At 67.3% G+C, this 26,626-nt stretch carries 23 protein-coding genes and 1 pseudogene; 6 read left to right on the top strand and 18 right to left on the bottom strand.

What is annotated here, in order from left to right; translation table 11 throughout:
* The 7 genes and pseudogenes from G3N92_RS14020 to G3N92_RS13990 all read right to left on the bottom strand — a co-directional run.
* Nucleotides 1-223: pseudogene (locus G3N92_RS14020) on the bottom strand (HAD family phosphatase); the annotation flags it as partial.
* Entirely contained in the window at nucleotides 220-1,080 is an 861-nt protein-coding gene (locus tag G3N92_RS14015; RefSeq protein WP_339385913.1) for a carbohydrate ABC transporter permease, read from the bottom strand. The pseudogene G3N92_RS14020 and the gene G3N92_RS14015, both read right to left, overlap by 4 nt.
* Before the next feature lie 5 nt (nucleotides 1,081-1,085).
* Nucleotides 1,086-2,030 carry a sugar ABC transporter permease gene (locus G3N92_RS14010; RefSeq protein WP_206128128.1) on the bottom strand — a complete coding sequence of 315 codons (945 nt, stop codon included), beginning with the start codon at nucleotides 2,028-2,030 and terminating at the stop codon, nucleotides 1,086-1,088.
* A 108-nt stretch (nucleotides 2,031-2,138) separates the two neighbouring features.
* Complete coding sequence (locus G3N92_RS14005; protein WP_206128127.1) at nucleotides 2,139-3,467, bottom strand: sugar ABC transporter substrate-binding protein; 1,329 nt, start codon at nucleotides 3,465-3,467, stop codon at nucleotides 2,139-2,141.
* A 72-nt stretch (nucleotides 3,468-3,539) separates the two neighbouring features.
* Nucleotides 3,540-4,919: a D-tagatose-bisphosphate aldolase, class II, non-catalytic subunit gene (locus G3N92_RS14000; RefSeq protein ID WP_206128126.1), complete on the bottom strand. Its 1,380-nt coding sequence runs from the start codon at nucleotides 4,917-4,919 to the stop codon at nucleotides 3,540-3,542.
* Nucleotides 4,907-5,863, bottom strand: coding sequence for a sugar kinase (locus G3N92_RS13995; protein WP_206128125.1), 957 nt, complete (start codon nucleotides 5,861-5,863; stop codon nucleotides 4,907-4,909). The genes G3N92_RS14000 and G3N92_RS13995 overlap by 13 nt, the downstream gene beginning before the upstream one ends.
* Nucleotides 5,864-5,867: 4 nt before the next feature.
* Nucleotides 5,868-6,644 (bottom strand): L-iditol 2-dehydrogenase, encoded by a 777-nt coding sequence (locus tag G3N92_RS13990; RefSeq protein ID WP_206128124.1) that lies wholly within the window; start codon nucleotides 6,642-6,644, stop codon nucleotides 5,868-5,870.
* A gap of 243 nt (nucleotides 6,645-6,887) precedes the next feature.
* On the opposite strand from G3N92_RS13990, the gene G3N92_RS13985 reads away from it, so the two are divergent.
* From G3N92_RS13985 to G3N92_RS13970, 4 genes are read left to right on the top strand one after another with little or no spacing between them, the layout of a single operon-like run.
* Nucleotides 6,888-7,358, top strand: coding sequence for a Fur family transcriptional regulator (locus G3N92_RS13985; protein WP_206128123.1), 471 nt, complete (start codon nucleotides 6,888-6,890; stop codon nucleotides 7,356-7,358).
* Between the two features lie 59 nt (nucleotides 7,359-7,417).
* Nucleotides 7,418-8,332 carry a zinc ABC transporter substrate-binding protein gene (locus G3N92_RS13980; RefSeq protein ID WP_206128122.1) on the top strand — a complete coding sequence of 305 codons (915 nt, stop codon included), beginning with the start codon at nucleotides 7,418-7,420 and terminating at the stop codon, nucleotides 8,330-8,332.
* A 4-nt stretch (nucleotides 8,333-8,336) separates the two neighbouring features.
* Nucleotides 8,337-9,224 carry an ABC transporter ATP-binding protein gene (locus G3N92_RS13975; protein WP_206128121.1) on the top strand — a complete coding sequence of 296 codons (888 nt, stop codon included), beginning with the start codon at nucleotides 8,337-8,339 and terminating at the stop codon, nucleotides 9,222-9,224.
* The gene (locus G3N92_RS13970) at nucleotides 9,217-10,011 is read left to right on the top strand and encodes a metal ABC transporter permease (protein ID WP_206128120.1); all 795 of its coding nucleotides are present in this window, start codon (nucleotides 9,217-9,219) and stop codon (nucleotides 10,009-10,011) included. The genes G3N92_RS13975 and G3N92_RS13970 overlap by 8 nt, the downstream gene beginning before the upstream one ends.
* A gap of 114 nt (nucleotides 10,012-10,125) precedes the next feature.
* Here G3N92_RS13970 and fghA read toward each other — a convergent pair whose 3' ends face one another.
* From fghA to G3N92_RS13955, 3 genes are all read right to left on the bottom strand, one after another.
* Complete coding sequence (gene fghA / locus G3N92_RS13965; protein WP_206128119.1) at nucleotides 10,126-10,983, bottom strand: S-formylglutathione hydrolase; 858 nt, start codon at nucleotides 10,981-10,983, stop codon at nucleotides 10,126-10,128.
* Between the two features lie 17 nt (nucleotides 10,984-11,000).
* Entirely contained in the window at nucleotides 11,001-12,107 is a 1,107-nt protein-coding gene (locus tag G3N92_RS13960) for an S-(hydroxymethyl)glutathione dehydrogenase/class III alcohol dehydrogenase (RefSeq protein ID WP_206128118.1), read from the bottom strand.
* A 315-nt stretch (nucleotides 12,108-12,422) separates the two neighbouring features.
* Nucleotides 12,423-12,659, bottom strand: a complete 237-nt coding sequence (locus G3N92_RS13955; RefSeq protein WP_206128117.1) for a hypothetical protein — start codon at nucleotides 12,657-12,659, stop codon at nucleotides 12,423-12,425.
* Between the two features lie 12 nt (nucleotides 12,660-12,671).
* On the opposite strand from G3N92_RS13955, the gene G3N92_RS13950 reads away from it, so the two are divergent.
* Nucleotides 12,672-14,045 carry a nucleobase:cation symporter-2 family protein gene (locus tag G3N92_RS13950; protein WP_206128116.1) on the top strand — a complete coding sequence of 458 codons (1,374 nt, stop codon included), beginning with the start codon at nucleotides 12,672-12,674 and terminating at the stop codon, nucleotides 14,043-14,045.
* 167 nt (nucleotides 14,046-14,212) lie between these two features.
* Here G3N92_RS13950 and G3N92_RS13945 read toward each other — a convergent pair whose 3' ends face one another.
* Genes G3N92_RS13945 through G3N92_RS13935 form a run of 3 tightly spaced genes read right to left on the bottom strand, consistent with a single transcriptional unit; the run spans nucleotide 14,213 to nucleotide 20,235 of the window.
* The gene (locus G3N92_RS13945) at nucleotides 14,213-15,736 is read right to left on the bottom strand and encodes an efflux transporter outer membrane subunit (protein ID WP_206128115.1); all 1,524 of its coding nucleotides are present in this window, start codon (nucleotides 15,734-15,736) and stop codon (nucleotides 14,213-14,215) included.
* A 5-nt stretch (nucleotides 15,737-15,741) separates the two neighbouring features.
* Nucleotides 15,742-18,927 (bottom strand): efflux RND transporter permease subunit, encoded by a 3,186-nt coding sequence (locus G3N92_RS13940; protein WP_206128114.1) that lies wholly within the window; start codon nucleotides 18,925-18,927, stop codon nucleotides 15,742-15,744.
* Between the two features lie 18 nt (nucleotides 18,928-18,945).
* Nucleotides 18,946-20,235, bottom strand: a complete 1,290-nt coding sequence (locus G3N92_RS13935) for an efflux RND transporter periplasmic adaptor subunit (RefSeq protein ID WP_206128113.1) — start codon at nucleotides 20,233-20,235, stop codon at nucleotides 18,946-18,948.
* Between the two features lie 409 nt (nucleotides 20,236-20,644).
* On the opposite strand from G3N92_RS13935, the gene G3N92_RS13930 reads away from it, so the two are divergent.
* On the top strand, nucleotides 20,645-21,286 hold the full coding sequence (locus G3N92_RS13930) for a TetR family transcriptional regulator (RefSeq protein ID WP_206128112.1): 642 nt from the start codon (nucleotides 20,645-20,647) through the stop codon (nucleotides 21,284-21,286).
* Between the two features lie 54 nt (nucleotides 21,287-21,340).
* Here G3N92_RS13930 and G3N92_RS13925 read toward each other — a convergent pair whose 3' ends face one another.
* From G3N92_RS13925 to G3N92_RS13905, 5 genes are all read right to left on the bottom strand, one after another.
* A complete protein-coding gene (locus tag G3N92_RS13925) occupies nucleotides 21,341-22,048 on the bottom strand; it encodes an SRPBCC domain-containing protein (RefSeq protein ID WP_206128111.1) in 708 nt (235 codons plus the stop codon).
* Nucleotides 22,049-22,217: 169 nt separating this feature from the next.
* Complete coding sequence (locus tag G3N92_RS13920; RefSeq protein ID WP_206128110.1) at nucleotides 22,218-22,637, bottom strand: carboxypeptidase regulatory-like domain-containing protein; 420 nt, start codon at nucleotides 22,635-22,637, stop codon at nucleotides 22,218-22,220.
* 122 nt (nucleotides 22,638-22,759) lie between these two features.
* Nucleotides 22,760-24,259 (bottom strand): DegQ family serine endoprotease, encoded by a 1,500-nt coding sequence (locus tag G3N92_RS13915; RefSeq protein WP_206128109.1) that lies wholly within the window; start codon nucleotides 24,257-24,259, stop codon nucleotides 22,760-22,762.
* 110 nt (nucleotides 24,260-24,369) lie between these two features.
* Nucleotides 24,370-25,689 carry an ATP-binding protein gene (locus tag G3N92_RS13910; protein WP_206128108.1) on the bottom strand — a complete coding sequence of 440 codons (1,320 nt, stop codon included), beginning with the start codon at nucleotides 25,687-25,689 and terminating at the stop codon, nucleotides 24,370-24,372.
* Between the two features lie 3 nt (nucleotides 25,690-25,692).
* Nucleotides 25,693-26,355 carry a response regulator gene (locus G3N92_RS13905; RefSeq protein ID WP_206128107.1) on the bottom strand — a complete coding sequence of 221 codons (663 nt, stop codon included), beginning with the start codon at nucleotides 26,353-26,355 and terminating at the stop codon, nucleotides 25,693-25,695.
* Between the last annotated feature and the right edge of the window lie 271 nt (nucleotides 26,356-26,626).

The following is a 26,626-nucleotide window of genomic DNA, read 5'->3' as shown; positions in this document are numbered from 1 at the left end:
CTTGCGCGGCCGCGCTGTCGAGCACGCGCTCGGTGCGCAGGCCGAGCAGCGGCATCACGATCGGCCGCGCGTCGATGCCGGGCCAGCGCGCCTCCAGCTCGCGCACCAGCACGCCGGCCGCCACCGCTTCGCTGTCGATCAGCACGCCGTCGCAATCGCAGATCAGCAGGCGATCCTTGCCGCCCACGCTGCTTGCCTCGTTCGCGAGGTTCGGCACGCTCATTTGACCGCCCCGAACGTGAGGCCGCGCACCAGTTGCTTCTGCGACAGCCAGCCGACGATCAGGATCGGCGCCACTGCCAGCAGCGAGGCCGCCGACAGCTTGGCCCAGAACAGGCCCTCGGGGCTCGAGTACGAGGCGATGAACACGGTCAGCGGCGCGGCGTTGGAGCTGGTCAGGTTGATGCTCCAGAACGCCTCGTTCCACGACAGGATCACGAGCAGCAGCGAGGTGGACGCGAGGCCCGGCAGCGCCATCGGCATCAGCAGGTAGACGATCTCCTGCCAGGTGGTGGCGCCGTCGATGCGGCCCGCCTCGAGGATGTCGCGCGGAATCTCGGCGAAATACGTGAACGTCATCCACACCGCGATCGGCAGGTTGATCAGCGTGTAGACGATCACCAGGCCGCTGACGGTATCGAGGAGTCCCGAGTTTTTCCAGAGCAGGTAGATCGGCACCAGCACGCCGACCGACGGCATCATCTTGGTCGACAGCATCCACAGCAGCACCTTCTGCGTGCGCTTGGTCGGGAAGAACGCCATCGCATACGCGGCCGGCACGGCCAGCAGCAGACACACCACGGTCACGCCGACCGACACCAGGATCGAGTTCCAGGCGAACGCGAAGTAGTTGCTGCGCGCGAACACCTCGCGGAAGCTGTCGAGCGTGGGCGTGAAGATCAGCGACATCGAATACGCCTGCTGCTCGGTCTTGAACGCGGTGATCGCCATCCAGAAGATCGGGAAGAACAGCAGCAGCGCGATCAGCCAGGCCAGCACGCCGGGAATCGCGCGGCCGAGCTTGTCGAGCCCGCCGCCGGTTTTGCGCGGCGCAGGCGCCGCGGCTTGGGTTGCGCTCAGGTCGCTCATGCTTCGTACTCCCCTTTGAGGTTCTTCGCGAGCATCCGCACCAGGAAGAACGACACCACGTTCGCCAGCACCACGGCCAGAATGCCGCCCGCGGAAGCGAGACCGACGTCGAACTGCTGCAGGCCGAGCGCGTAGATCAGATAGGACAGGTTGGTGGTCGCGTTGCCCGGGCCACCGCCCGTGGTCGTGTAGATTTCGGCGAAGATCGACAGCAGGAAGATGGTTTCCATCATCACCACCACGGCGATCGCGCGCTTCAGGTGCGGCAGCGTGATGTAGAAGAACATCGCGATCGGGCCGGCGCCGTCGATGCGCGCGGCTTCCTTCTGCTCCTGATCGAGCGACTGGATCGCCGTGAACAGGATCAGGAACGCGAACGGCAGCCATTGCCACGCGACGATCATCACCACGGCGGTCAGCGGGTATTCGGCGAACCAGTCGATCGGCGTCATGCCGAGCGCGAGCATCACGTGCGCGACCAGCCCGTACACCGGGTTCAGGATCATGTTCTTCCAGATCAGCGCCGAAACAGTCGGCATCACGAAGAACGGCGCGATGGCGAGCAGGCGCGCGATGCCCTGCCCGTAGAACTTGCGGTCGAACAGCACGGCCATCAGCACGCCGCCGATCACCGTGATCGCCAGCACGGCCACGATCAGCACGAGCGTGTGCCAGATCGCCGGCAGGAACGACGGATCGGTGGCGAGGTAATGGTAGTTGTCGAGCCCGGCGAAACCCTTCTCGTCGGGGTTCAGCAGGTTGTAGCGCGTGAACGAATACCAGATCGTCATCGCGAGCGGGATCGACATCCACAGCAGCAGCACCGCCACCGACGGCGTGACGAGCCAGCGGGCGGGCTTGCCGCGCGCGGACTCGGAGGAAGCGGGAGACGAATCGGTCATGGGCGCCGTTGAATGAAAGGGAAGACGTAGGTGTCGCATGCTCGGACCTCTCGAATCTCGTGCGGGCGGCCGGGGGTGGCCCGGCGCGCCGCAGCGTTGCGATCCGGCCGGCTCGGCCGGATCGCGCATGACGGCAGCGAGGCGGTCTTACTTCTTGAGGCCGGCCTGGCGCACCGCGCGGTCGGCGGCGGCCTGGCCCGCAGCCAGCGCCTGATCGACCGTCATCTGGCCGGCCACCGCACCCGCGATCGACTGGCCCACCACCGTGCCGAACGACTGGAATTCAGGAATCCCGACGTACTGCACGCCCGTGTACGGCACCTTCTTCAGCGACGGATCGTTGACGTCGGCCGTCTCGATCGCCTTCAGCACGAAATCCGAGAACGGCGCGGCGGCCTTGTACTCGGGGCGCGCGTAGGTCGACATGCGCGTGCCCGGCGGCACCGAGGCCCAGCCCTCGTCCTTGCCCACCGCTTCCACGTATTGCTTCGAGGTGGCCCAGGTGATGAACTTCTTGGCGGCGTCCTGCTGCTTGGACGTCTTCGGGATCGCCAGCGCCCAGGCCCACAGCCAGTGCGAGCCCTTCGGCGTGACGGCCACCGGCGCGGCCGCGAAGCCGATCTTGTCGGCCACCTGCGATTGCTGCTTGTTGTAGAGCATGCCGGCGGCCACCGTCGCGTCGATCCACATCGCGCACTTGCCCGAGGCGGTCAGCGTCAGGTTCTCGTTGAAGCCGTTCGAGCTGGCGCCCGGAGGGCCGTCCTTCTTCAGCAGGTTCACGTAGAACGTGATCGCCTTCTTCCATTCCGGCGAGGTGAGCTGCGCGTTCCAGTTTTCGTCGAACCAGCGGCCGCCGAACGTGTTCACGACCGTCGACACGTAGGCCATGTTCTCGCCCCAGCCGGCCTTGCCGCGCAGGCAGATGCCGTAGGTGCCGCCGGCCTTGTCGGTCAGCTTGTCGGCGAACTGCTGGATCTGGTCGTAGGTCGGCTGGTCGGGCATCTTGAGGCCCTTGGCCGCGAACAGATCCTTGCGGTAGTAGGTCATCGAGCTTTCGACGTAGAACGGCAGCGCGTAGAGCTGACCGTTGTACGACAGCGAATCGCGCGCCGTCTTCACCACGTCGTTCAGATCGTAGTCGGCGGGCAGGCCCGTCATCGGCGAGAGCCAGCCGCGCTTGCCCCATTGCGGCGCCTCGTAGGTGCCGATCGCCATCACGTCGAACTGCCCGCTGCCGGTGGTGATGTCGGTGGTCGCGCGCTGACGCAGCACGTTTTCCTCGAGGATCACCCAGTTCAGCTTGATGTCGGGGTTCGCTTTCTCGAACGCCGGCGACAGCTTCTTCAACTCGATCATGTCGGGGTTGTTCAGCGTCGCGATCGTCAGCGTCGCCGCCTGCGCGGCGAGCGCCGACGAGGCGAGCGCGGCGCCGGCGAGAAGTCGCACGGCGGCGGCGATGAGCGTCTGTCCTTGCATGGCATGTCTCCTGTGTCTGTGTTTTATCGCTTGTCGTCTACGGTCTGTCGTCGATCGGGCGAGCGCGCGGCCTCACCCGTCTTGCTGCATCCCGCACGCGCGAGCGTAGCGGGCAATCGTCTGGCGGATCCGGAACCGGACCCAGGCGGCCGGGTCGTCGCCGAGCGCGTGCGAACGGCGCGCCTCGTAGACATCCGGCAGCCATTGCGCGACCAGCGTTTCGGGCGGCGCGTGCCGCGCGAGGTTGGCGAACAGCTGCGCCACCGCCGCGGCCACGGCGGGCTGCAGCCAGTAATAGCGGATCCGGTCGCTGTAGCTGAACTGGCGCGCGAGGCGCTGCGCGGCTTCGTCGCCGCGGTAGTACGGCGCCCAGTATTCGGGGCGCGCGCGCATCGCGTCGTCCACCACCTCGCGCAGCCGCGAGCGGGCAGTATCGTCCACCAGCGCGTCCTCGATGTACGACAACGCGAACAGCGCCTCGCGCAACGCGAACGTGAGGCCGGGGCCGACCTTCAGGATCGCGAAGTGATCGCGTACGAGCGCCGCGAGCGCGGCCTCGGTCTGGTAATCGGTGGAATGCGCCTCGAACACGAAGCGCGGCGTGTCGAGGATGCTGGCGGCCAGCTCGGCCGCCTTCGGCGGCGCGTAGTCGAGCACCTGGCGATCGTCGAAATCCACGCCGGGCTGCGCAACCACCGCCACCGTGCGCGACCACGCGGCGTCGAGCCCGTAGCGCGCGAACGCGTCGCGATGGGCGTCGAGCGTGACGCGCACGGCGTCGGCGCGCGTGACGCGGATGTGCGGCATCGGGCCGGCGGCGGCAGCGCCCTCGCCGGCCGCTTCACTACCCGCTTCACTTCCCGTCTCGCCGCCCGGCACCGGCACCTCGGTGACCACCACGTACACCGTCGCGGTGCCGGCCGCTTCGGCCGCGGCCTCGGCGGCGGCGCACAGCTGCGCGGCGCGCTCGGCCACCACCGTGTCGGACAGCGGCGCGACGTCGTCGGCGCAGGCCATGCTGGCGTCGAGATGGATCTTCGTGAAGCCGGCGGCCACGTAGCCGGCCACCATCGTCGCGGCCTCCTGCATCGCGTCCTTCGCGCGCAGGTGCCGCCATGGGTTCGGGCCGAGGTGATCGCCGCCGAGCACGAGCCGCTCGGTCGGGAAACCGGTGCGCCGCGCGAGCGCCTCCACTTCGCGGCGGAAATCGGCCGGCGTGAGGCCGGTGTAGCCGCCGCGATGATTGACCTGGTTGCAGGTGGCTTCGATCAGCAGCGGCGAGCCGTCGTCGCGCGCCGCCTCGAACGCGGCTTCGAGCACCAGCGCATGCGCGCTGCAGACCGAATAGATGCCGCGCACGTGGCCGGCGCGGTTCGCGTCGAAGATCGCGCCGAGCGTGCGGCCCGCATCGGCGGTGGCACGCGGTTCAGCGACGGAGCTCAGGCCGGACATGCGATACCTCGCTGGGTCAGGAATGCGACGATGTCGGCGGGCGAGCTGTTGCCCTCCATCGGGCCGACCTTGGCCACCGCCAGCGCGCCGGCCGCGTTGGCGCGCGACAGCGCCGCGTCGACCGGCCAGCCCTGGATCAGGCTCGCCACCAGCGTGCCGCCGAAACAGTCGCCCGCGCCGGTCGGATCGACCTCGGTGGTCTCGTAGCCGCCCACCTCGATCTGGCCTTGCCGATCGTACGACGTGCTGCCGGCCGCGCCGCGCTTGAGCACCACGCGCTCGAGCAGCGGCCGCGTGGCGAGCAGCCCGGCGATCGCGCGCTCGGGCGCCTGCGGGCCGCAGAAGAACGGCAGATCGGCCTCGCTCGGCAGGAACAGGTGACACGCGTCGAGCAGTTCCTCGAGCGCGGCGCGCATCGGCTTGAACGACAGCATCTCGGGGCGCACGTTCGGATCGAACGAGATCTTCGCGCCCACGCGCGCCGCCTCGATCACGCCGCGCTTGATCGCGGCGATCGCGTTCTCGCTCGTCAGCGACGAGCCCATCACGTGGTAATAGCGGCAGCCCGCGAACATGTCGGCCGTCACGTCGGCGGCTTCGAGCAGGGCCGAGGCGCTGCCGTCGATGCTGTAGACGAACTGGCGGCTGCCGTCGTCGCGATAGGCGACGAACGCGAGGCCGGTGGGCCGAGCCACGCGCCGGATCGACTGCGATTGCACGCCGTGCGATTCGAGCCGCGCGACGATCGCATCGCCGAACGCGTCGCGCCCCACGCAGCCCGCATAGGCCACCGAGGCGCCGAGCCGGGCGGCCTGATCGGCGAAGATGGCCGGCGCGCCGCTCGGGAACGGCCCGGTGAATTCACCCGGCTCCGCAAAGCCCTGGCCGCGCTTCAGGGCCACGAATTCGGCGAGCAGCTCGCCGGCGACGACGATCTCGGCCATGGCGTCAGCTCATCCAGTTGCCGCCGTCGACGTTCAGCGTCTGGGCGGTGATGTAGTCGGCGTCGGCAGAGGCGAGGAACAGCGCCGCGCCGGTCAGGTCGGCGGGCAGGCCCATGCGGCCGAGCGGCACCGCCTCGCCCACCAGGCGCTTCTTTTCGCCGAGCGGGCGGTTTTCGTAGCGCGCGAACAGCGCATCGACCTGCTCCCACATCGGGGTGTCGACCACGCCCGGCGCGATGCCGTTGACGTTGATACCGTGCGGCGCGAGCGCCAGCGCGGCCGATTGCGTGTAGCTGAGCACCGCGGCCTTGCTCGCGCAGTAGTGCGAAACAAGCGCCTCGCCGCGGCGGCCCGCCTGCGACGACATGTTGACGATCTTGCCGCCGCGGCCCTGCTCCACCATCCGCTGCGCCACGGCCTGCATCAGGAAGAACAGGCCCTTCACGTTGACCGCGAACAGGCGGTCGTACACGTCCCAGGATTCGTCGAGCAGCGGGCGCATGTCGAACAGCGCCGCATTGTTGAACAGGATGTCGACGCCGCCGAAGCGCTCCACGGCGCTGGCGACGATCCGCGCGATGTCCTCGCGCTGCGTCACGTCGGCCGTGATGGCGACGGCGCGCTCGGGATGCGCCTCGATCAGCGCCGCGAGCGACCCGCTCGCCGGCTTCAGGTCGACGAGCAGGCAGCGTGCGCCCTCGTCCAGATACCGCTTGGCGACCGCTTCGCCGATGCCGCTCGCGGCGCCCGTCAAAATCGCGACCTTGTCCTGCAATCTCACGAGTGTCTCCGATATCGTTATTCGTCGTTTCATTTGGCATTCGGCGAGCTAACGCCCAGCGAATGATCATTTGCTCAGATTGCGATCGAATAATCGGATACCGGGCCGGTGCTGTCAAGGCGAAAACGCCGGTTTCGATGATGCGCTGCCGCATCGCGCACAGCCGCTTGCTGCGGTGCTTCATGCAGATTCGTGAGATACGTTATATCATTCGTTTTTCATCGATCCGACTGGTGACCTGCCATGGCCTCGACCTCACCCCTGCAAGCCCGCCTCGCCCGCGCCGATGCGTTTGCCGCCGAACACGGGCTGACCTGGACCCCGCTGCGCCGCCAGGTCTATGAGAAGGTGCTGGCCGCCCAGCGGCCGATCGGCGCCTACGATCTGATCGGCGAACTCGCGCCCGAGCGCGGCCGGATGCCGCCCACCACCGTCTATCGCGCGCTCGATTTCCTCGTCGAGCACGGTTTCATCCATCGCATCGAATCGAAGAATGCCTTCCTCGCCTGCTGCGAGATCGGACCGCCCCACCAGGGCCAGTTCCTGATCTGCGAATCGTGCGGCGACACGGTCGAGATTCCGGGCGCCGACCTGGCGCAGCAGCTCTCGTCCTGCGAATCGGCTCACGGCTTCGAGATGCACAAGCAGGTGGTCGAACTGACCGGCCTGTGCGGCGAATGCAAGACCCATCCGAAGGGCGCGCCCCACGCGTGACCCGCCCCGCCGCGCGCCCGTCCGGGCGTGCGGTTTGCCTACCCCGTCAAGGACCAAGCATGACATTCGCCGCCTCGTCGCGCGCGCCGCTGCGCGCCCGTTTCCGCCTGACCCGCTGGCTCGCCGCCAGCTGCGCCGCGCTCTCGATCGCCGCGCCGGCCTTCGCCCAGACCGCCAAGGTGCAAGTGGTGGCCGCCGAGAATTTCTACGGCGACGTGGTCAAGCAGATCGGCGGGGCGAACGTCGTCGTGTCCAGCATCCTCAGCAATCCTGATCAGGATCCGCACCTGTTCGAAGCCAGCCCGAAGACGGCGCGCGCGCTCCAGCACGCGAACCTGGTGATCTACAACGGCGCGGCCTACGATCCGTGGATGGACAAGCTGCTGTCGGCCTCGAAGAACGCCAAGCGCAAGACCATCGTGGTGGCCGATCTGGTCGGCAAGAAGGCCGGCGACAACCCGCATCTCTGGTACGATCCCGCCACCATGCCGGCGGCCGCGAAGGCGATCGACGCGGCGCTGTCGGAAGCCGATCCGGCCCACAAGGCCCAGTACGACGCGAACCTCGCCAGCTTCCTCGCCTCGCTCAAGCCGATCGACGCGAAGGTCGCCGCGCTGCGCGCGCAGTACAAGGGCGTGCCGGTCACGGCCACCGAGCCGGTGTTCGGCTACATGTCGGACGCGATCGGCCTCGACATGCGCAACCTGAGCTTCCAGCTCGCCACCATGAACGACACGGAAGCGAGCGCGTCGGACATCGCCGCGTTCGAGAGCGATCTGCGCAACCGCAAGGTGAAGGCGCTGATCTACAACAGCCAGGCCGAGGAGCCGATGACGAAGCGGATGCTGAAGATCGCGAAGGACGCCTCGGTGCCCACCTTCAGCGTCACGGAGACGGAACCGGCCGGCAAGAACTTCCAGCAGTGGATGCTCACGCAGCTCGATGCGCTGAGCGCCGCGCTGGCCAAACATTGATTCCATGATCCTTTCCCAACCCGCGCTCGCACTCGATCGCGTCACGCTCGAACTGGGCGGACGCACGATCCTGCGCGACGTGAGCCTGACCGTGGGCGCCGGCGAATTCGTCGGCGTGCTCGGTCCGAACGGCGCCGGCAAGACCACCTTGATGCGCGCCGTGCTCGGCCTCGTGCCGGCCGCGCAGGGCGCGATTTCGGTGGCCGGCGCGCCGGTGGCGCGCGGCAATCCCGCCATCGGCTACATGCCGCAGATCCGCAGCGCGCTGGCCGGGCGCCGCGTGCGCGGCTACGATTTCGTCGCGATGGCCGCCGACGGCCATCGCTGGGGCCTGCCGAGCCCGAGCCGCGACACGCGCGCCGACGTGGCGCGCGTGCTCGACCTGGTCGGCGCCACGGCGCTCGCGCAGCGCCCGCTGTTCGAGTTGTCGGGCGGCGAGCGCCAGCGCCTGCTGCTCGCGCAATGCCTGCTCGGCGCGCCGAAGCTGCTGCTGCTCGACGAGCCGCTGATCAGCCTCGACCCGCACCACCAGCGCGGCGTGGTCGAACTGGTGCGGCGTGTGCAGCAGGAGCTCGGCATCACCGTGCTGTTCTCCGCGCACGAACTGAATCCGCTGCTCAACGCGCTCGACCGCGTGCTCTACCTCGGCAACGGCACGGCCGCGCTCGGCACGGTCGACGAGGTCATCACCAAGCCGGTGCTGTCGCGCCTGTACGGCTCGCCGATCGACGTGATGCGCGTGAACGGCCGCATCTTCGTGATGTCGGGCGACGTCGAGGTGGAAAAACACGATCACGGACACGAGGACGAAGGCGGGCACGGCCATTCGCACTCGCATGGCGGCCACGGCCACCACGCTCATTCGCACGACGGACACCAGCACGATGTTTGAATACGAATTCATGGTCAACGCGTTCATCGCGTCGGGCATCGTCGCGGTGCTGGCCGGCGTGGTGGGCTATTTCCTCGTGATGCGCGGGCAGACCTTCGCCGGCCATGCGCTCTCGCATGTGGGCTTCACCGGCGCGACCGGCGCGGTGCTGCTCGGCGTGTCGCCGATCTGGGGCATGGTGGGCTTCACGCTCGCGGCCGGCGTGGCGATGGGCGCGCTCGGCGAACGGCTCGCGGGCCGCGACGTGGCGATCGGCGTGACGCTGTCGCTCGCGCTCGGCGCGGGGCTGCTGTTCCTGCATTTCTACACGAGCTACGCCACCCAGGTCACGGCGCTGCTGTTCGGCAACGTGCTAGGCGTGAGCCACGACACGCTGATGGTGCTGGCCGGCATCGGCGCGGTCAGCCTGATCGCGCTGGCCGCGATCCTGCGTCCGTTGATGTTCGCCTCGCTGCAACCCGAGCTGGCCGAGGCCAAGGGCGTGTCGCTGCGCCTCGTGTCGGTGCTGTTCCTGGCCATTTGCGCGCTGGCCGTGGCGGCCTGCACGCAGATCGTCGGCGTGCTGCTGGTGTTCACGCTGCTGGTCGGCCCGGCCGCCGCCGCGCAGAACCTCAGCACGCGGCTGTCCACCGGCGTCGCGCTCGCGGCGCTGCTCGCGCTCGGCGAAGCCTGGTTCGGCGTGACGCTCGCCTACTACACCGACTGGCCCACCAGCTTCTGGATCACGGCGCTGTCGGCGCTGGCCTACGCGGCGAGCCTGCTGGGGCGGCATCGCGCGGTCGCCTGACCGCGTAGCGCGCCACCGTCTGCCCGCCGCGCACCGAACGTCGCGGCGCATGAAAAAAAGCCCGCGGCACGAGCGATCGTGCCGCGGGCTTTGTCTTTCCGACGTACCGGTGGCTTATTCGGCCAGCAGCGTCTTCGCGTGATGCGCGATGTGATCGGCGATGAACGTCGAGATGAAGTAGTAGCCGTGATCGTAGCCTTCGTGGCTGCGCAGCGTGACCGGCTGCTCGGCCTCGCGGCACGCGGCCTCGAACAGATCGGGATTGAGCTGGTTCGCCAGGAATTGATCCGCCAGGCCCTGATCGATCAGGATGCCGTCGGCATAGCGCGGCGCATCGCTGCGCGCCACCAGCTCGGTGGCGTCGTGCTCCTTCCACGCCTCGCGATCGTCGCCGAGATAGCCGGCGAACGCCTTCTCGCCCCACGGGCAGCGCGTCGGCGCGGCGATCGGCGCGAACGCCGACACCGAACGCCACACGCCCGGATGCCGCAACGCCAGCGTCAGCGCGCCGTGACCGCCCATCGAGTGGCCGAAGATGCCGAGCCGCGTGCCGTCGATCGGCAGCGCGCCGAGCACCAGCGCGCGCAACTCCTCGACGATGTAGCTCTCCATCTTGTAATGCTTCGCCCACGGCTCGGCGGTGGCGTCGAGATAGAAGCCCGCGCCCACCCCGAAATCCCACGCGTCGGCTTCGCCCGGCACGCCCGCGCCGCGCGGGCTCGTGTCGGGCGTGATCAGCGCGATGCCGTGCTCGGCCGCGAACCGCTGCGCGCCGGCCTTGATCATGAAGGTTTCCTCGGTGCAGGTCAGGCCCGCGAGGAAGAACAGCGCCGGCACGCGTGCCTCGTCGTGCACCGCCGCGGGCGGCAGGTACACCGAGAACTTCATCGGCAGGCCGATGGTGGAGGAATCGTGGCGATAGAAGCGCTGCTCGCCGCCGAAGGCGGCATGCGACGAAACGAGTTCGAACATGGTCGCGGCCTCGCGGATCAGTACAGCACGACGGAGCGGATCGACTCGCCCTTCTTCATCAGGTCGAAGCCCTCGTTGATCTTGTCGAGCGGCATCGTGTGCGTGATCAGGTCGTCGATGTTGAGCTTGCCTTCCATGTACCAGTCGACGATCTTCGGCACGTCGGTGCGGCCGCGCGCGCCGCCGAACGCCGAACCCTTCCATTCGCGGCCCGTGACGAGCTGGAACGGACGCGTGCTGATTTCCTGCCCCGCCGCCGCCACGCCGATGATGAACGACTGGCCCCAACCCTTGTGCGTGCACTCGAGCGCCTGGCGCATGGTGGTGACGTTGCCGATGCACTCGAACGAGTAGTCGGCGCCGCCGTCGGTCAGCTGGACGATGTGATCGACCACGTTCTCGACGTCCTTCGGGTTGATGAAGTGCGTCATGCCGAACTTCTTCGCCAGCTCGACGCGCGCCGGGTTGATGTCGACGCCGATGATCTTGTCGGCGCCCACCATCTTCGCGCCCTGGATCACGTTCAGGCCGATGCCGCCCAGGCCGAACACCACCACGTTGGCGCCCGCCTCGACCTTGGCCGAGTAGACGACCGCGCCCACGCCGGTGGTCACGCCGCAGCCGATGTAGCAGACCTTGTCGAACGGAGCATCCTCGCGGATCTTCGCCACGGCGATTTCAGGCACCACGATGTAGTTCGAGAACGTGGACGTGCCCATGTAGTGGAAGATCGGCTTGCCGTCGATCGAGAAGCGCGAGGTGGCGTCGGGCATCAGGCCCTTGCCCTGCGTGGCGCGGATCTTCTGGCAGAGGTTGGTCTTGCGCGACAGGCAGAACTTGCACTCGCGGCATTCCGGCGTGTAGAGCGGGATCACGTGATCGCCCTTGCGCACCGTGCCGACGCCGGGGCCGACATCCACCACCACGCCCGCGCCTTCATGGCCGAGGATCGCCGGGAAGATGCCTTCCGGATCGGCGCCCGACATCGTGTAGTAATCGGTGTGGCAGATCCCCGTCGCCTTCACCTCGATCAGCACCTCGCCCGCGCGCGGGCCGGCCAGATCCACTTCCTCGATCGTCAGCGGCGCACCGGCCTTCCATGCAATCGCGGCTTTCGTCTTCATCGTTGCTGCTCCTTGTCGGTGGTGTTGCGCGCCGCGCGCGACGCGCAACGGGCGGCAACTGGGGATTCCTTGTCCGGGCGCGACACGCGCTTACCCCGCGGCGCGGCCGGAACCAGCCGGAAGTGTAAACGCCCATTGCCAAAACCGGCATGGCGTCACGCGACGAATCGATGTCGCGCCGCGCCGCCCGGCGGCATCGACATCGAACGCAGAAAAGTGCACCGGCCGCCGCCGCGCGAAAAATGGTCCGGCCCCGTGAAAATCCGCGCCGGTCGGGGTTTACCCATCCGGTCGGGGCGACGGCGCAAAAACCCTCTATTCGGCAGCCGGGATACAGACCATAACCATGGCGATATTTGGCGACAGCGTCACGCGGTTTTTGACTGGATATAAATTCCGTGAATCCCACTCCAGCCGCCCATCCATCATGATTTCCCCGCATCCACTAGCGAAAATCGCATATCCCGCCTGCAAATCGGGGAATAGCGCCCAGTGCTCTTGTTGGCGTCCGGCGATCCGCATAACGTCACACCACACCGACAACACGATCATGGAGTGAGACAGATGCAATCGAACACGGTCCATCCGTGCGACGAAATCCTGCCCGCCGGCAAGCTCGTCACGCTGGGTCTGCAACACGTTCTGGTGATGTATGCGGGCGCCGTCGCCGTACCGCTCATCATCGGCAGCGCCCTGAAGCTGCCGAAGGATCAGGTGGCGTTCCTGATCAGCGCCGACCTGTTCGCGTGCGGCATCGCGACGCTGATCCAGACGCTCGGCGTGTGGATCTTCGGCATCCGCCTGCCGGTCATCATGGGCTGCACGTTCGCCTCGGTCGGCCCGCTGGTGGCGATCGGCACCAATCCGAGCCTCGGCATCCTCGACGTGTTCGGCTCGACCATCGCGGCCGGCGTGATCGGCATCGTGATCGCGCCGGTGATCGGCAAGCTGCTGCGATTCTTCCCGCCGGTGGTGGTCGGCACGGTGATCGCCGTGATCGGGCTGTCGCTGATGGGCGTCGGCATCAACTGGGCGGCCGGCGGCGTGGGCAACCCCGAATACGGCAACCCGCTGTTCCTCGGCCTGTCGCTGCTGGTGCTGGTGCTGATCCTGCTGATCAACAAGTTCGGCCGCGGCTTCGTCGCGAACATCGCGGTGCTGCTCGGCATCGTGGCGGGCTTCGCGATCGCGCTGGCGCTCGGCCGCGTCGATCTCGACGGCGTCACCGCCGCGCCGTGGGTCGGCTTCGTGATGCCGTTCCACTTCGGCCTGCCGCACTTCGACACGCTCTCGATCGCAACCATGGTGATCGTGATGTTCGTCACGTTCATCGAATCGACCGGCATGTTCCTCGCGGTCGGCGACATGGTCGACCGGCCGGTGGATCAGCAGGCGCTGGTGCGCGGCCTGCGCGTGGACGGGCTCGGCACGCTGATCGGCGGCATCTTCAACTCGTTCCCGCATACCTCGTTCTCGCAGAACGTCGGGCTGGTCGGCGTGACGGGCGTGAAGAGCCGCTTCGTGTGCGTGACGGGCGGCGTGATCCTCGTGCTGCTCGGGCTGTTCCCGAAGATGGCGCAGATCGTCGCCTCGGTGCCGGCCTTCGTGCTCGGCGGCGCCGGCATCGTGATGTTCGGGATGGTGGCCGCCAACGGCGTGAAGACGCTGTCGCGCGTCGATTTCGTCGGCAACCACAACAACCTGTTCATCGTCGCCGTCAGCATCGGGCTGGGGCTCGTGCCGGTGGTGTCGCCGCACTTCTTCGCGAAGCTGCCGAGCGCGCTCGCGCCGATCCTGCACAGCGGCATCCTGCTCGCGTCGGTATCGGCCGTGATCCTCAACGTGGTGTTCAACGGCGTGCGCAGCGAGAAGCAGGCGGAATCCGAAATTCGCCGCGCCGGCCATGATCTCGAACGGCGCACGGCCGGCCTGCACTGAACGTCACGCGTTCCGCCGTTCGAATGAAAACGCCCGGTCCAGACCGGGCGTTTTTTGTTGGTGGAGCCGCGATGAAACCGTGCGCCGCCGCCATGAAAAACGCCCCGGAGGCCGTGAGGCTTCCGGGGCGTTGTGCTGGCTGCGAGCGAATCCGGCTAACGCCGCTTTCAGCCCGCCGTGGCTTGCGACGCCGGCGCAGCGGGGGCCGCCACCGGTTTGCTGTAGTCGACGGGCGCATCGGCTTCGCGTGGCTGATCGCCGGTCTGCTCGATCCAGCCGCCGCCCAGCGCGCGGTACAGATCCACGAGGTTGGTCCAGCGCGCCAGACGCGCCGAGATCAGCGTGGTTTGTGCCGTGTACAGATCGGTTTGCGCCGTCAGCACCGTCAGGTAGCTGTCCACGCCGTTCTTGTAGCGCAGGTCGGACAGATCGTAACGGCGCTGCTGCGCCGCCTCGTTGCGCGCCAGCGCCGCGATCTGCTGATCGTAGGTGCCGCGTGCAGCAAGGCCATCCGACACTTCGCGGAACGCCGACTGGATCGCCTTCTCGTAGTTCGCGATCTCGATGCGCTTCTGCACGTGCGCCAGGTCGAGGTTCGCGATGTTCGAGCCGCCCTCGAAGATCGGCAGCGCGATGTTCGGCGCGAACGACCACGCCGCCGTGCCGGCCTTGAACAGGCCACCCAGCGTCGGGCTCGCCGTGCCGAACGCGGCCGTCAGCGAGATCTTCGGGAAGAACGCCGCACGCGCCGCGCCGATGTTCGCGTTGGCCGCGCGCAAGGTTTGCTCGGCCTCCATGATGTCGGGGCGGCGCGTCAGCAGATCCGACGGCAAACCGGCCGGAATGTCGGTCAGCAGGTTCTGGTTGTCGAGCGGCAGGCCGGCCGGCAGATCGTCGGGCAGCGGCTCGCCGATCAGCAGCACCAGCGCGTTCACGGCTTGCGCGCGTGCACGGGCTTGCGCCTGCTGGTTCGCCAGCGCCTGTTCGACCACCGTCTGCGCCTGGCGCAGATCCAGTTCCGAGCCCGTGCCGTTGTCGAACTGCAGCTTCGTCAGGTTGTACGACGATTGCGCGTTCTTCAGCGTGTCTTCCGTGACCTTCAGCAGGTCGTCGGTCGATTGCAGCGTCAGATACTGATCGGCCACCTGCGAGACGAGCGAGATTTCCGACGCCTTGCGCGCCTGAGCCGTCGACAGGTATTGCGCCAGCGCCTGATCCTTCAGGCTCTGGATCCGGCCGAACAGATCGAGCTCCCACGACGCCGACAGGCCGACGTTGTAGGTGCGCGTGATCAGCGGCGCACGGGTGGTCGACACGCCGGCCGGCAGCCGCTGGATCGAGCCGGTGCCGGTGCCGTCGAGCGTCGGCAGCAGTTCGGCGCGCGTGATCTGATACTGCGCGCGCGCCGCCTCGATGTTCAGCACCGACACACGCAAGTCGCGGTTGTTCTTCAGCGCGATCTCGATCAGTTGCTGCAGGCGCGGATCGGCGAAGAAATTGCGCCAGCCGATGTCCGGCGCCGCCTGGCCCTGGGCGCTGCGCGCGCCGTTCGCGCCCGGCTGCGTCGCGTAGACGCCGTCGGACGGGAACGCACCCGACACGGGCGCATCGGGACGCTTGTAATGCGGCGCCATCGTGCAGCCCGAAGCGACGAGCGCAAACGCCATTGCCGTCAAAACGATTTTTCGCATGGTCATCAATGTTCCTGGTTGCCGCCTTCTTGCGTGCGATGCGCGTGCGCCTGCGCGAGACGCAGTGCCTCGTCCGGATCTTCCTTCTCGCCGCCGAAGACCGAACGCACCTTCACGAAGAACATCGGGATCATGAAGATCGCGAGGAAAGTCGCGGTCAGCATCCCGCCGATCACGCCGGTGCCGATCGCGTGCTGGCTGGCCGAGCCCGCGCCGTTGCTGATCGCGAGCGGCAGCACGCCGAGAATGAACGCCAGCGACGTCATCAGAATCGGACGCAGCCGCAGCCGCGCCGCTTCCAGCGCCGCCTCGACCGGCCCCATCTTCTCGCCGACCTGCAACTCACGTGCGAACTCCACGATCAGAATCGCGTTCTTCGCCGACAGGCCCACCGTGGTCAACAAGCCGACCTGGAAGAACACGTCGTTCTCGAGCCCGCGCAGCGTGGCCGCCAGCAGTGCGCCGATCACGCCGAGCGGCACCACCATGATCACCGAGAACGGGATCGACCAGCTTTCGTACAGCGCCGCCAGACACAGGAACACCACCAGGATCGAGATCGCGTAGAGGATCGGCGCCTGCGAACCCGATTGCAGTTCCTGATACGACAGCCCCGTCCACGAATAGCCGATACCGTTCGGCAGCTTCGCCGCGAGGTTCGACATCGCCGTCATCGCCTGGCCGGTACTCTTGCCCGCCGATGCCTGGCCCTGGATTTCCATCGCCGAGATACCGTTGTAGCGCTCGAGCTTCGGCGAACCGTAGGTCCAGTGGCCCGAGGCGAACGCGCCGAACGGCACCATCCCGCCCGAGCCGTTGCGCACGTACCAGATGTTCAGATCTTCCGGCGTGGCGCGGAACGGCGCGTCGGCCATCACGTACACCTTCTTGATACGACCGTCCGTATCGAGGAAGTTGTTGACGTACTGCGAGGCCCACGCGATCGAGAAGGTCTGGTCGATCGAGGATGCCGTCACGCCGAGCGCATTGGCCTTCTCGCGATCGATGTCGATCTTGTACTGCGGCGTGTCGTTCAGGCCGTTCGGACGCACGCCTTGCAGCGTCGGATCCTTCGCAGCCATGCCGAGCAACTGGTTGCGCGCCGCCATCAACGCGTCGTGGCCGAGGCCCGCGTTGTCGGTCAGCTCGAAGTCGAAGCCGGCTGCCGTGCCCAGTTCCGGAATCGACGGCGGGTTGAACGGAATGACGATCGCATCCTTGTAGCCGCTGTAACGCGCGAACATCCGCCCGATCAGCGCCTGCACCTTCTGGTTGGAATCGGTCCGCTGCGCGTAATCCTTCAGCTTGACGAACACGAGGCCCGAGTTCTGGCCGCGGCCGGCGAAGCTGAAGCCGTTCACGGTGAACGCCGACTCGACGATGCTCTTTTCGTCGTTGAGCACGTAGTCGGAGATGTTCTTCAGCGTGCGCGCGGTGGTTTCCTGTGTGGAACCCGACGGCGTCTGCACGATCACGAACATCAGGCCCTGATCCTCATCGGGCAGGAACGACTTCGGCAGGCGCACGAACAGGAAACCGACACCGACGATCACCGCCAGATAGATGATCAGCCAGCGGCCCGAGCGCTTGATCACGTGGTGCACGCCCGTGTGGTACTTGTCGCGGCTGCGGTTGAAGTTGCGGTTGAACCAGCCGAAGAAGCCCTTCTTCTCTTCGTGATGGCCCTGCGGAATCGGCTTGAGGATGGTCGCGCACAAGGCCGGCGTCAGAATCAACGCCACCAGCACCGACAGCACCATCGCCGACACGATCGTCAGCGAGAACTGACGATAGATCGCGCCGACCGAACCGCCCGAGAACGCCACCGGCACGAACACCGCGGACAGCACCAGCGCCACGCCCACCAGCGCGCCGGTGATCTGGCCCATCGCCTTCTTGGTGGCCTCCTTCGGTGAAAGCCCCTCCTCCGACATCACGCGTTCGACGTTCTCCACCACCACGATCGCATCGTCCACCAGCAGGCCGATCGCGAGCACGAGGCCGAACATCGACAGCGTGTTGATCGAGAAGCCCACCGCCGACATGATCGCGAACGTGCCGAGCAGCACCACCGGCACGGCGATCGTCGGGATGATCGTGGCCCGCAGGTTCTGCAGGAACAGATACATCACGAGGAACACCAGCACGATGCCTTCGAGCAGTGTCTTGACCACTTCCTCGATCGACAGGCGCACGAACGGCGTCGTGTCGTACGGGTAGTGCACCACCATCCCGTGCGGGAAGTACTTCGACAGTTCGTCGATCTTCGCGCGCACCGCGCTGGCCGTTTGCAGCGCGTTGGCGTTGGTCGCGAGCTGAATGCCGAGACCGGCCGTCGGCTGGCCGTTGTACTTCGTGTCGAAGTTGTAGTTTTCGCCGCCGAGGCTCAGCTTCGCGACATCCTTCAGCCGAACCTGCGAGCCATCCTGATTGACCTTCAGCAGGATGTTGCCGAACTGCTCCGGCGTCTGCAGCAGCGTCTGCTCGGTGATGGTGGCCTGCAGCACCGTGCCCGGCACCGCCGGCGTGCCGCCGATCTGGCCGCCCGCGATCTGCACGTTCTGCGAGGTGATCGCGCTGGTCACATCGACCGGCGTGAGGCTGTAGTTGGTGAGCTTGGTCGGATCGAGCCAGATCCGCATCGCGTACTGCGAGCCGAACAGCGTGACGGTACCGACGCCGTTCAGACGGCTGACCGGATCCTCCACGTGCGAAGCCACGTAGTTGGCGAGGTCGTACTTGTTCATGCTGCCGTCTTCGGACACGAACGCGAGCACCAGCAGGAAGCTGCTGCTCGACTTCGTGACTTTCAGACCGAGCTGCTGCACGACCTGCGGCAGAATCGGCGTCGCGAGCGACAGCTTGTTCTGCACCTGCACCTGCGCGATGTCCGGATTGGTGCCGGCCGCGAACGTCAGCGTGATGGTCGACGTACCCGAATCGTCACTCGTCGAGGACATGTACAGGAAGTTGTCGAGACCGCTCATCTGCTGCTCGATCACCTGCGTGACCGTGTCCTCGACCGTTTTCGCCGAGGCGCCCGGGTAGGTCGCGGAGATCTGGATCGACGGCGGCGCGATCGTCGGATATTGCGCGATCGGCAGCGTGAAGATCGCCGCGATGCCCGCCAGCATCAGGATGATGGCGATCACCCACGCGAAAATCGGGCGATCGATAAAAAACTTTGCCATGAAACAGGCCCCCTGTGATTACGCGCCCGAAGCCGCGGTCGCACTCGCTGCCGAACCGGCAGCCGCGCTGGCCGGCTTGGCCGCCGACGCACCCGATGCGCCCGATGCCGCGCCCTGGTCGGCCGCCGCGCTCGGCAGGCTGCTCGGATCGGCGCCGCCGTTCTGGTTCGGCGGCAATTGCGCCGCGACCGGCTTGACCGTCATGCCCGGCTGGACCTTGCCCACGCCCTGCACAATCACGCGGTCGCCCGTTTGCAGGCCGCCTTCGACCACCCAGTCCTGACCGTAGGTGCCCGAAGTCGTCAGCACGCGCGAGACGATCTTGTTGTCCGCGCCGACCACCAGCGCCGTCGGCTGCCCCTTCGGATCGTGCTGGACGCCGATCTGCGGCACCAGGAACGCGTTGTCGTTGGTGCCTTCCTCGATGCGCGCACGCACGAACATGCCCGGCAGCAGCACGCGGTTCGGGTTCGGGAAGATCGCGCGGATCGTGACCGAGCCGGTGGTCTGATCGACCGTCACGTCGGTGAACTGAAGCTTGCCCTCGAGCGGGTACGTCTTGCCGTCTTCGAGCACCAGCTTGACCTTGGCCGCGTTCGGGCCGGCCGTCTTGATCCGGCCGCTCTGGATGTCCTGGCGCAGCTTCAGGCCGTCGAGGCTCGATTGCGTGAGATCGACGTACATCGGATCGATCTGCTGGATGGTGGACAGCAGCGTGGCCGCGCTGGCCTGCACATAGGCGCCCGGCGTGACCTGCGAGATGCCGATGCGGCCCGTGATGGGCGAGAGCACGTCGGTATAGCCGAGGTTGATCTGCGCGGTATCGACGGCGGCCTTGCCCGACGCGACGTCGGCGGCGGCCTGGCCGGCCGAGGCGACGGCGTTGTCGTAATCCTGCTTGCTGACCGCGTTCGCGGCCACCAGCACCTTGTAGCGCGCGGCCTGCGCGTTGACCGAGGCGAGGTTCGCCTGGGCCTTGGCCAGCGTGGCCTTGGCGCTGTTCAACGTGGCGATGTACGGGGCCGGATCGATCTTGTAAAGACGCTGGCCCGCCTTCACATCACCGCCTTCGGTGAATTCGCGGCGCAGCACGATGCCGTCGACCCGCGCCCGCACCTGGGCGACCAGGAACGCATTGGTGCGGCCCGGCAGTTCCGAGACGACCGGCACGGATTGCGGCTGGACCGTCACGACGCCGACTTCCGGCGTCTGCTGTGGCGGGGCCGATTGTTTTTGTCCGCAGGCGGCAAGGAAGACTGCAGCCGCAGCGACACTGATTAAGCGGTATGGAACCCGTTCGACGCGCATGGAACGACCTCATTTGTAACAAAAGAAGTAAGTGCTTGGCCTGGGGCCGCGACACGAATGCGCCGTGAGGCGCCGATCGAACACACCAGAGATGCAGGACTACGAATACGACAACGACGACAACGGCACGCAAGCCGCCGTGCCGGGACACGCCGCGACGAACGCGACGCGATACGGGAGGGAAATCAGCAGAAAGGGATATTAACTGATTGCCACGAGGGTATTCGATCTACTGCTTGGGTACTTCGATCGTGGGTGGTATTGTATATACGTTCGTGTATGTATGTAAAAGACGTTCATGAACAATACAAATTCTTACAAATTACCGACGATTACGAACGCAAGTTCACACTCGATTTCTCGCGCCGGGTGACATCGTCGGCGCCGACATTCCATACAGGCTCCCGCCATGGTCAGACGTACCAAAGAGGAAGCGCTTGCGACCCGCAACAGCATCCTCGACGCCGCCGAACAGGTTTTTTTCGAGAAAGGTGTCTCGCACACCACGCTCGCCGATATCGCCCAGCACGCGGGCGTGACGCGCGGCGCGATCTACTGGCACTTCGCCAACAAGAGCGAGCTGTTCGATGCGATGTTCGACCGTGTGTTCCTGCCGATCGACGAACTGAAGGCGACCTCCGACAAGCCGCGCGCCGATCCGCTCGGGCGCATCCGCAAGATCCTGGTGTGGTGTCTGCTGGGCGTGAAGCGCGATTCGCAGCTGCGACGCGTGTTCAGCATCCTGTTCATGAAGTGCGAATACGTGGCCGACCTCGAACCGCTGCTGCAGCGCAATCGCGCCGGCATGTCGGAGGCGCTGCACAACATCGAGGGCGATCTGAAGCAGGCCGTCGCCAACGGCGAATTGCCGGCCGATCTCGATACCTGGCGCGCGACGCTGATGCTGCACACGCTGGTCAGCGGCTTCGTGCGCGACATGCTGATGCTGCCCGACGAAATCGATGCCGAGCAGCACGCGGAGCCGCTCGTCGACGGCGTGTTCGACATGCTGCGGCTCAGCCCGTCGCTGCGGCGCGCGCCGTCCGCCTGAGTTCCCCTGCCCCGCTGGAAACGCCGCCTCGCGATGCGGCGGCGGCCCGGCCTGCTAGTCGAGCCAGCGCGCCAGCGCGAGCGCCACGATCACCACCGCCACCACTGCAAGCCACACCCACGGCGGCACGGCCACGCCGAAGCCGGAACCGGACTCGGGCGACAACGCCCGGCGCCCGGGCAACGCGCCGCCGAACCCCGATTGCGCACGCGCGCGCCGCAACGCGGACGACAGCCCGTCGGGCCGCCTGAACACGTGACGGCGGCGCAGCCCGGTGGTCGCCCGGTTCGGCGCGAGGCCGTGCCGGGCCAGCAGGCTGGCGCTGAATTCGTTGAAGAAATCGTCGGCGAAGCGCAGCAGGCCCTCTTCGATCTGCCGGTAGCGCAGTTCGGCCAGCGGGCCGGCCGCGGTCGCGCGGATGGCGTAATGGATGCGGGTGGACACGGCCTCGCCGCTGCGATGAGTGCCGAGACGCACCTCGAACTGGCCGCGCAACACGCCGCCGCCGTCGGTGCGGGCGATGAACAGCAGCGTGCGGCGGGGCCGATGGCCGGCCGCCGGCGGCTGGAGATGCACGCGCACCGTGTAGCGCGCGCGCAGCGGACCGAACGGCACGGTCAGCGCGAGCGAGTAATCGTCGGCGGAAAGCCGGGTCAGCGCCTCGCAATGCTCGGCACTCGCCCGCAACAGCGCGAGATCCTGCAACGCCGCCCAGACGTCCGACGGCGCAAGCGGAATGCGCAGCGCGTCGTTCAGCTCCATGCCTCTCCCCGATTTCGCGGTCGCGCCGCGCCACCCTGCGATGCCGTCGTGCCGGCGACGGTCGAAAAAAAACCACGGCCCGAGCCGTGGTTTTCATTATCTAGTAAATGCAACGATTGCGCGCAAGGTTCGCGGCTCGCAGGCCGCCGCCGTTGCGCGCGCGTCGCGCTTACTTCGAGGCCCAGGTGAAGGCCGTCTTGGCGCCGCCCTTGGCCGGCACGTTGACGCTGTGCGTCTGCACCTTGCCGTTGTAATCGGCGGTCACCTTGTACGAGCCGGGCTTCAGGCGCACCAGCATGTACGGGCCGCGCGTGTCGGCCTTCAGCGCTTCGCCGCCATGGCCCGAAATCGAGACGTGCACGCCCGACAGGTATTCGCCGCCGGCGCCCGTGAAGCGCATCGACAGCGGCCATTGATGCTCGGCCTGCTGGAATGCGTGGGATTCGTCGAGGCCGACGCCGCCCGACACGTAGCTCACCTCGCCCTGTTGCTGGACGTCGGGCAGCGCGGACTGCGCATAGGCGCCGCCGACCAGACCGAATGCCAGAGCGGCGGCGAGCAGGAACTTCGAAATGTGTTGTTGTTGCATGGTTAGTCTCCTTCCTTGCAAAAAAGGAACGGCGGCACCCCGGGCACCACCGTGAATCCGGGCCTTTCACCCGATCGGGCGCTATACCAGCAAAAATCGCGCCAGATGCTTGCTTCGCTCGGTCAGCTCAGATCGACCGGCACGAAAATCTGCGCGTTGTCGCGCTGGATCAGCAGCGCCAGGCTGTTGCCCGCGCTCTTGACCGCATCGCGCAACTGCTCGGGGCTCGTGACCGGCCGGCCGTTGACCGCCAGGATCACGTCGCCGGGCTGCACGCCGGCGTTGGCGGCCGGCCCGGTGGCCTGCTGCACCATCAGGCCGTGCGTGAGCGAGGTGCCGGCGCGCTCCTGCGGGCTCAACTGCCGCACCGCGACGCCGAGGCGGCCCTGTTCGGCCGGTTCGTCGTTGCTGGCGGTCTGCTGGCTGTCCGTCAGCGAGGCGAGCGTGACCGTGACGTCCTTGCGCGACTTGTCGCGCCAGATCTGCAGATCGGCCTTGGTGCCCGGCTTCAGGCTGGCGATCTGGCCCGGCAGCATCGTCGAATCCTGCACCGGCGTGCCGTTCACGGACAGGATCACATCGCCCGGCTGGAGGCCCGCCTTGGCGGCCGGCCCCTTCGGATCGACCGAGCTGACCAGCGCACCGTCCGGCTTCTGCAGCCCGAACGAGCTGGCGAGCGTCTGGTCGAGGCCCTGCACCGCCACGCCGAGACGGCCGCGGCTCACGTGGCCCGTCTTCACCAGCTCGTCCTTGACCTTGATCGCCTCGTTGATCGGAATCGCGAACGACAGGCCCTGGAAGCCGCCCGTCTGCGAATAGATCATCGAGTTGATGCCGATCACCTCGCCCTGCAGATTGAACAGCGGGCCGCCCGAGTTGCCCGGGTTGACCGGCACGTCGGTCTGGATGAACGGCGTGTAGTTCTCGTCCGGCAACGCGCGCGACTTGGCGCTGATGATGCCCGACGTCACGGTGTTGTCGAAGCCGTACGGCGAGCCGATCGCCACCACCCACTGGCCGACCTTGCTCTGCTGCGGATCGCCGATCTTGACCACCGGCAGGTTCGACGCGTCGATCTTCAGCACGGCGACGTCGGATTGCTTGTCGGCGCCGATCACCTTCGCACGGTATTCGCGCTTGTCGGTCAGCTTGACGGTGACGACGTTGGCGCCGTCGATCACGTGCGCGTTGGTCAGGATGTAGCCGTCCGGGCTGACGATGAAGCCCGAGCCGAGGCTCGTGCTCGGCTGGTCCTGATCCTGGCCGCCGCCACCGCCCATGCCCGGCACCTGGCCGTAGAAGTGCTTGAAGAACTGGTAGAACGGATCGCTCGGGTCGATCGGCAACTGCTGCGCGCCGCCGCCACCGCCGCGCCGCATCGAGGTCTTCACCACGTGCTTGGCGCTGATGTTCACGACGGCCGGGCCGTAGGTTTCGACCAGCCCCGAGAAATCGGGAATGCCCGTCTTCGCGGCCGCCTCGGCCGGCATCAGCGCGGCGGCCTGCGCCGGCGAGATGATCTGGGGCGGCGCGGCGTGATGCGTGCCGGCGATATACGTTGCGGACAATGCAGCCGCTACGGCCACGACAACGGCGCTGCGCGCCAGGAAACGGGTGTTCATCGTGCTACCTCCTCGTTGTTGATTCGCAGCGTAAAGGCACTGTCTTAAAGGAGGCTTAACCGAAGCAGGGACAGACCGGAGAGCCCCGCCACACGGCCTTCAAATGGCTTTCAGGCCGGACGCGCGGCCGCAAACGCGATCTCGACGAGCAGGCCGCCCGCGGCCGATTCGCCGAGCAGCACGGTGGCGTTCTGCTGCGCGGCCACACGCTTGACGATCGCCAGGCCGAGCCCGCTGCCCGCCACGTCGGTGCGCGCGCGCGCCGACGTGTCGCGGTAGAAACGGTCGAACACGCGCTCGCGCTCGGCGGGCGGAATGCCGGGGCCGCTGTCGGCCACCCGCACCAGCGCGCGGCCGGCCTCGTCGAAGCTCAGCGAGACATCCACGCGGCCGCCCTCGGGCGTGTATTTGACGGCGTTGTCGAGCACGTTGTTGAACAGCACGCGCAGCGCGCCGATATCGCCGTCGACGGTGGCCCGCTGCGCCTCCTCGATACCCAGATCGATGTTGCGCCGCTGCGCGACCACCGCCTGCGCGCTGACGCAATGCGCGAGCACCTCGGTCAGCGCCACCGGTTCGCGCACGGTCGCGCCGTCCGGCTCGGAGCGCGCCAGCGCGAGCAGTTGCTCGGCCAGCCGGGTGGCGCGCGTGACGCCGCTCTGCAGATCGGCGAGCGCCTCGCGGCGGGTTTCGTCGTCCTGCGCGCGCGCCACCAGCTGCGTCTGGATCTGCACGGCCGCGAGCGGCGTGCGCAGTTCGTGCGCCGCATCGGCCACGAACGCCTTCTGCGTGTCGAGCGCGGCGGCGAGCCGCGCGAGCAGCCCGTTCAACGCGTGCACGAGCGGCTGCACTTCCTGCGGCAGCCGCGTGTCGGGCAAGGGGTCGAGCGCTTCCGGCCGGCGCGACTCCACCGCGCGCGTGACGCGCCGCAACGGCCGCATGCCGCGCCCGACGATCATCCAGACGGCCGCGCCGAGAAACGGCAGCAGCAGGATCATCGGCCACACGGTGCGCAGCGCGACGCTGGCCGCGAGCCGGTTGCGCACCGACAGCGGCTGGGCGAGCTGCACGACGTTGTCGCCGACGATCGCGCCATAGACGCGCCACTCGCCGCGATCGGTGTGTTCGGTGGAGAAGCCGAGCTCGGCGCGCGGCGCGATCGGCGCGCGCGGATGCGAGAAGTACATCAGCCCGCCGTTGCGGTTCCAGATCTGGATCACGATGCCTTCGTCGCCCACGTTGGTGCGCGAGCCGAACACCTGCGAGAACGGCTCGGACGGCAGCGCGGCGGCGATTTCCTGGAGCTGGTAGTCGAACAGTTCGTTCGCTTCCGCGAGCGCCTGGCGGTAGATCAGCCAGCCCGCGGCGCCCACGCCCGCGACCACGATCGCGAGCAGCCAGATCAGCAATTGATGGCGAATCGACCTCACGCGCTACGATTCCTTGACGACCATGTAGCCGAGCCCGCGCACGTTGCGGATCAGGTCCGAGCCGAGCTTCTTGCGCAGCGCGTGGATGTAGACCTCGACGGTATTGCTGCCGATCTCCTCGCCCCAGCCGTACATCTTTTCTTCGAGCTGGCTCTTGGAGAGCACCGCGCCCGGCCGCGCCAGCAGCGCCTCCAGCAGCGCGAACTCGCGCGCCGACAGCGCCACCGGCGAGCCGTCGAGCGTGACCTGATGCGATGCGGGATCGAGCGTCAGCGCGCCGTGGCGGATCAGCGATTCGCTGCGGCCCGACTGGCGGCGGATCAGCGCGCGCATGCGGGCGCCCAGTTCGTCGAGATCGAACGGCTTGACGAGGTAATCGTCCGCGCCCGCGTCGAGGCCCTTGACGCGATCGGCGACCGCATCGCGCGCCGTGATGATCAGCACCGGCAGCGCGTGGCCGCGCGAGCGCAGCGTGCGCAGCACGTCCACGCCGTCGCGCTTGGGCAGCCCGAGATCGAGCAGCATCAAGTCGTAGGTTTCGCCGCCGATCGCGGTGAGGGCGGCGTCGCCGTCCTCCACCCAATCCACCGCGAAGCCGTCGGCCTTCAGCGCCTTGCGCACGCCCTCGGCGATCATCGTGTCGTCTTCGACCAGCAGTATTCGCATGCGTCCAACCCTGTATGCGGAAATTCGATGCCGGCCATTGTAGCGCCACGCGCCATGCAATTCGCGAAGCGATTCGAGATGTAATTCGTCGTCCAGGCGGCAAGGCTTGTCTCTACAATGAGCGCTTCCGGCGCCGTCCGCCGGCCCGCACTTCTTGCCCGTCGATGACCCACACGCCCGCCCCGACCGAATTGTTCAGCCCTTCCCGGCGCCTGCGCCGTGCCGCCTTCGTGCTGGTGGCCTGCGCCGCGCTGGCCGCCGCCTCCCCCGG

Source organism: Burkholderia sp. Ac-20379, assembly GCF_017104645.1.
Classification (GTDB): Bacteria; Pseudomonadota; Gammaproteobacteria; order Burkholderiales; family Burkholderiaceae; genus Burkholderia.
Note: the sequence above shows the minus strand (reverse complement) of the source record. Positions and strands in the feature narration are given on the sequence as shown.

Coding starts and splice junctions, on each gene's coding strand:
- G3N92_RS13995 (WP_206128125.1), bottom strand. CDS start 5,863: ATGGCCGAGATCGTCGTCGCCGGCGAGCTGCTCGCCGAATTCGTGGCC.
- G3N92_RS13950 (WP_206128116.1), top strand. CDS start 12,672: ATGCAATCGAACACGGTCCATCCGTGCGACGAAATCCTGCCCGCCGGC.
- G3N92_RS13935 (WP_206128113.1), bottom strand. CDS start 20,235: ATGCGCGTCGAACGGGTTCCATACCGCTTAATCAGTGTCGCTGCGGCT.
- G3N92_RS14010 (WP_206128128.1), bottom strand. CDS start 2,030: ATGCGACACCTACGTCTTCCCTTTCATTCAACGGCGCCCATGACCGAT.
- G3N92_RS13940 (WP_206128114.1), bottom strand. CDS start 18,927: ATGGCAAAGTTTTTTATCGATCGCCCGATTTTCGCGTGGGTGATCGCC.
- G3N92_RS13915 (WP_206128109.1), bottom strand. CDS start 24,259: ATGAACACCCGTTTCCTGGCGCGCAGCGCCGTTGTCGTGGCCGTAGCG.
- G3N92_RS13905 (WP_206128107.1), bottom strand. CDS start 26,355: ATGCGAATACTGCTGGTCGAAGACGACACGATGATCGCCGAGGGCGTG.
- G3N92_RS13985 (WP_206128123.1), top strand. CDS start 6,888: ATGGCCTCGACCTCACCCCTGCAAGCCCGCCTCGCCCGCGCCGATGCG.
- G3N92_RS13925 (WP_206128111.1), bottom strand. CDS start 22,048: ATGGAGCTGAACGACGCGCTGCGCATTCCGCTTGCGCCGTCGGACGTC.
- G3N92_RS14005 (WP_206128127.1), bottom strand. CDS start 3,467: ATGCAAGGACAGACGCTCATCGCCGCCGCCGTGCGACTTCTCGCCGGC.
- G3N92_RS13970 (WP_206128120.1), top strand. CDS start 9,217: ATGTTTGAATACGAATTCATGGTCAACGCGTTCATCGCGTCGGGCATC.
- G3N92_RS13975 (WP_206128121.1), top strand. CDS start 8,337: ATGATCCTTTCCCAACCCGCGCTCGCACTCGATCGCGTCACGCTCGAA.
- G3N92_RS13930 (WP_206128112.1), top strand. CDS start 20,645: ATGGTCAGACGTACCAAAGAGGAAGCGCTTGCGACCCGCAACAGCATC.
- G3N92_RS14000 (WP_206128126.1), bottom strand. CDS start 4,919: ATGTCCGGCCTGAGCTCCGTCGCTGAACCGCGTGCCACCGCCGATGCG.
- G3N92_RS13980 (WP_206128122.1), top strand. CDS start 7,418: ATGACATTCGCCGCCTCGTCGCGCGCGCCGCTGCGCGCCCGTTTCCGC.
- G3N92_RS13960 (WP_206128118.1), bottom strand. CDS start 12,107: ATGAAGACGAAAGCCGCGATTGCATGGAAGGCCGGTGCGCCGCTGACG.
- G3N92_RS13920 (WP_206128110.1), bottom strand. CDS start 22,637: ATGCAACAACAACACATTTCGAAGTTCCTGCTCGCCGCCGCTCTGGCA.
- fghA (WP_206128119.1), bottom strand. CDS start 10,983: ATGTTCGAACTCGTTTCGTCGCATGCCGCCTTCGGCGGCGAGCAGCGC.
- G3N92_RS13945 (WP_206128115.1), bottom strand. CDS start 15,736: ATGCGAAAAATCGTTTTGACGGCAATGGCGTTTGCGCTCGTCGCTTCG.
- G3N92_RS13955 (WP_206128117.1), bottom strand. CDS start 12,659: ATGATCGTGTTGTCGGTGTGGTGTGACGTTATGCGGATCGCCGGACGC.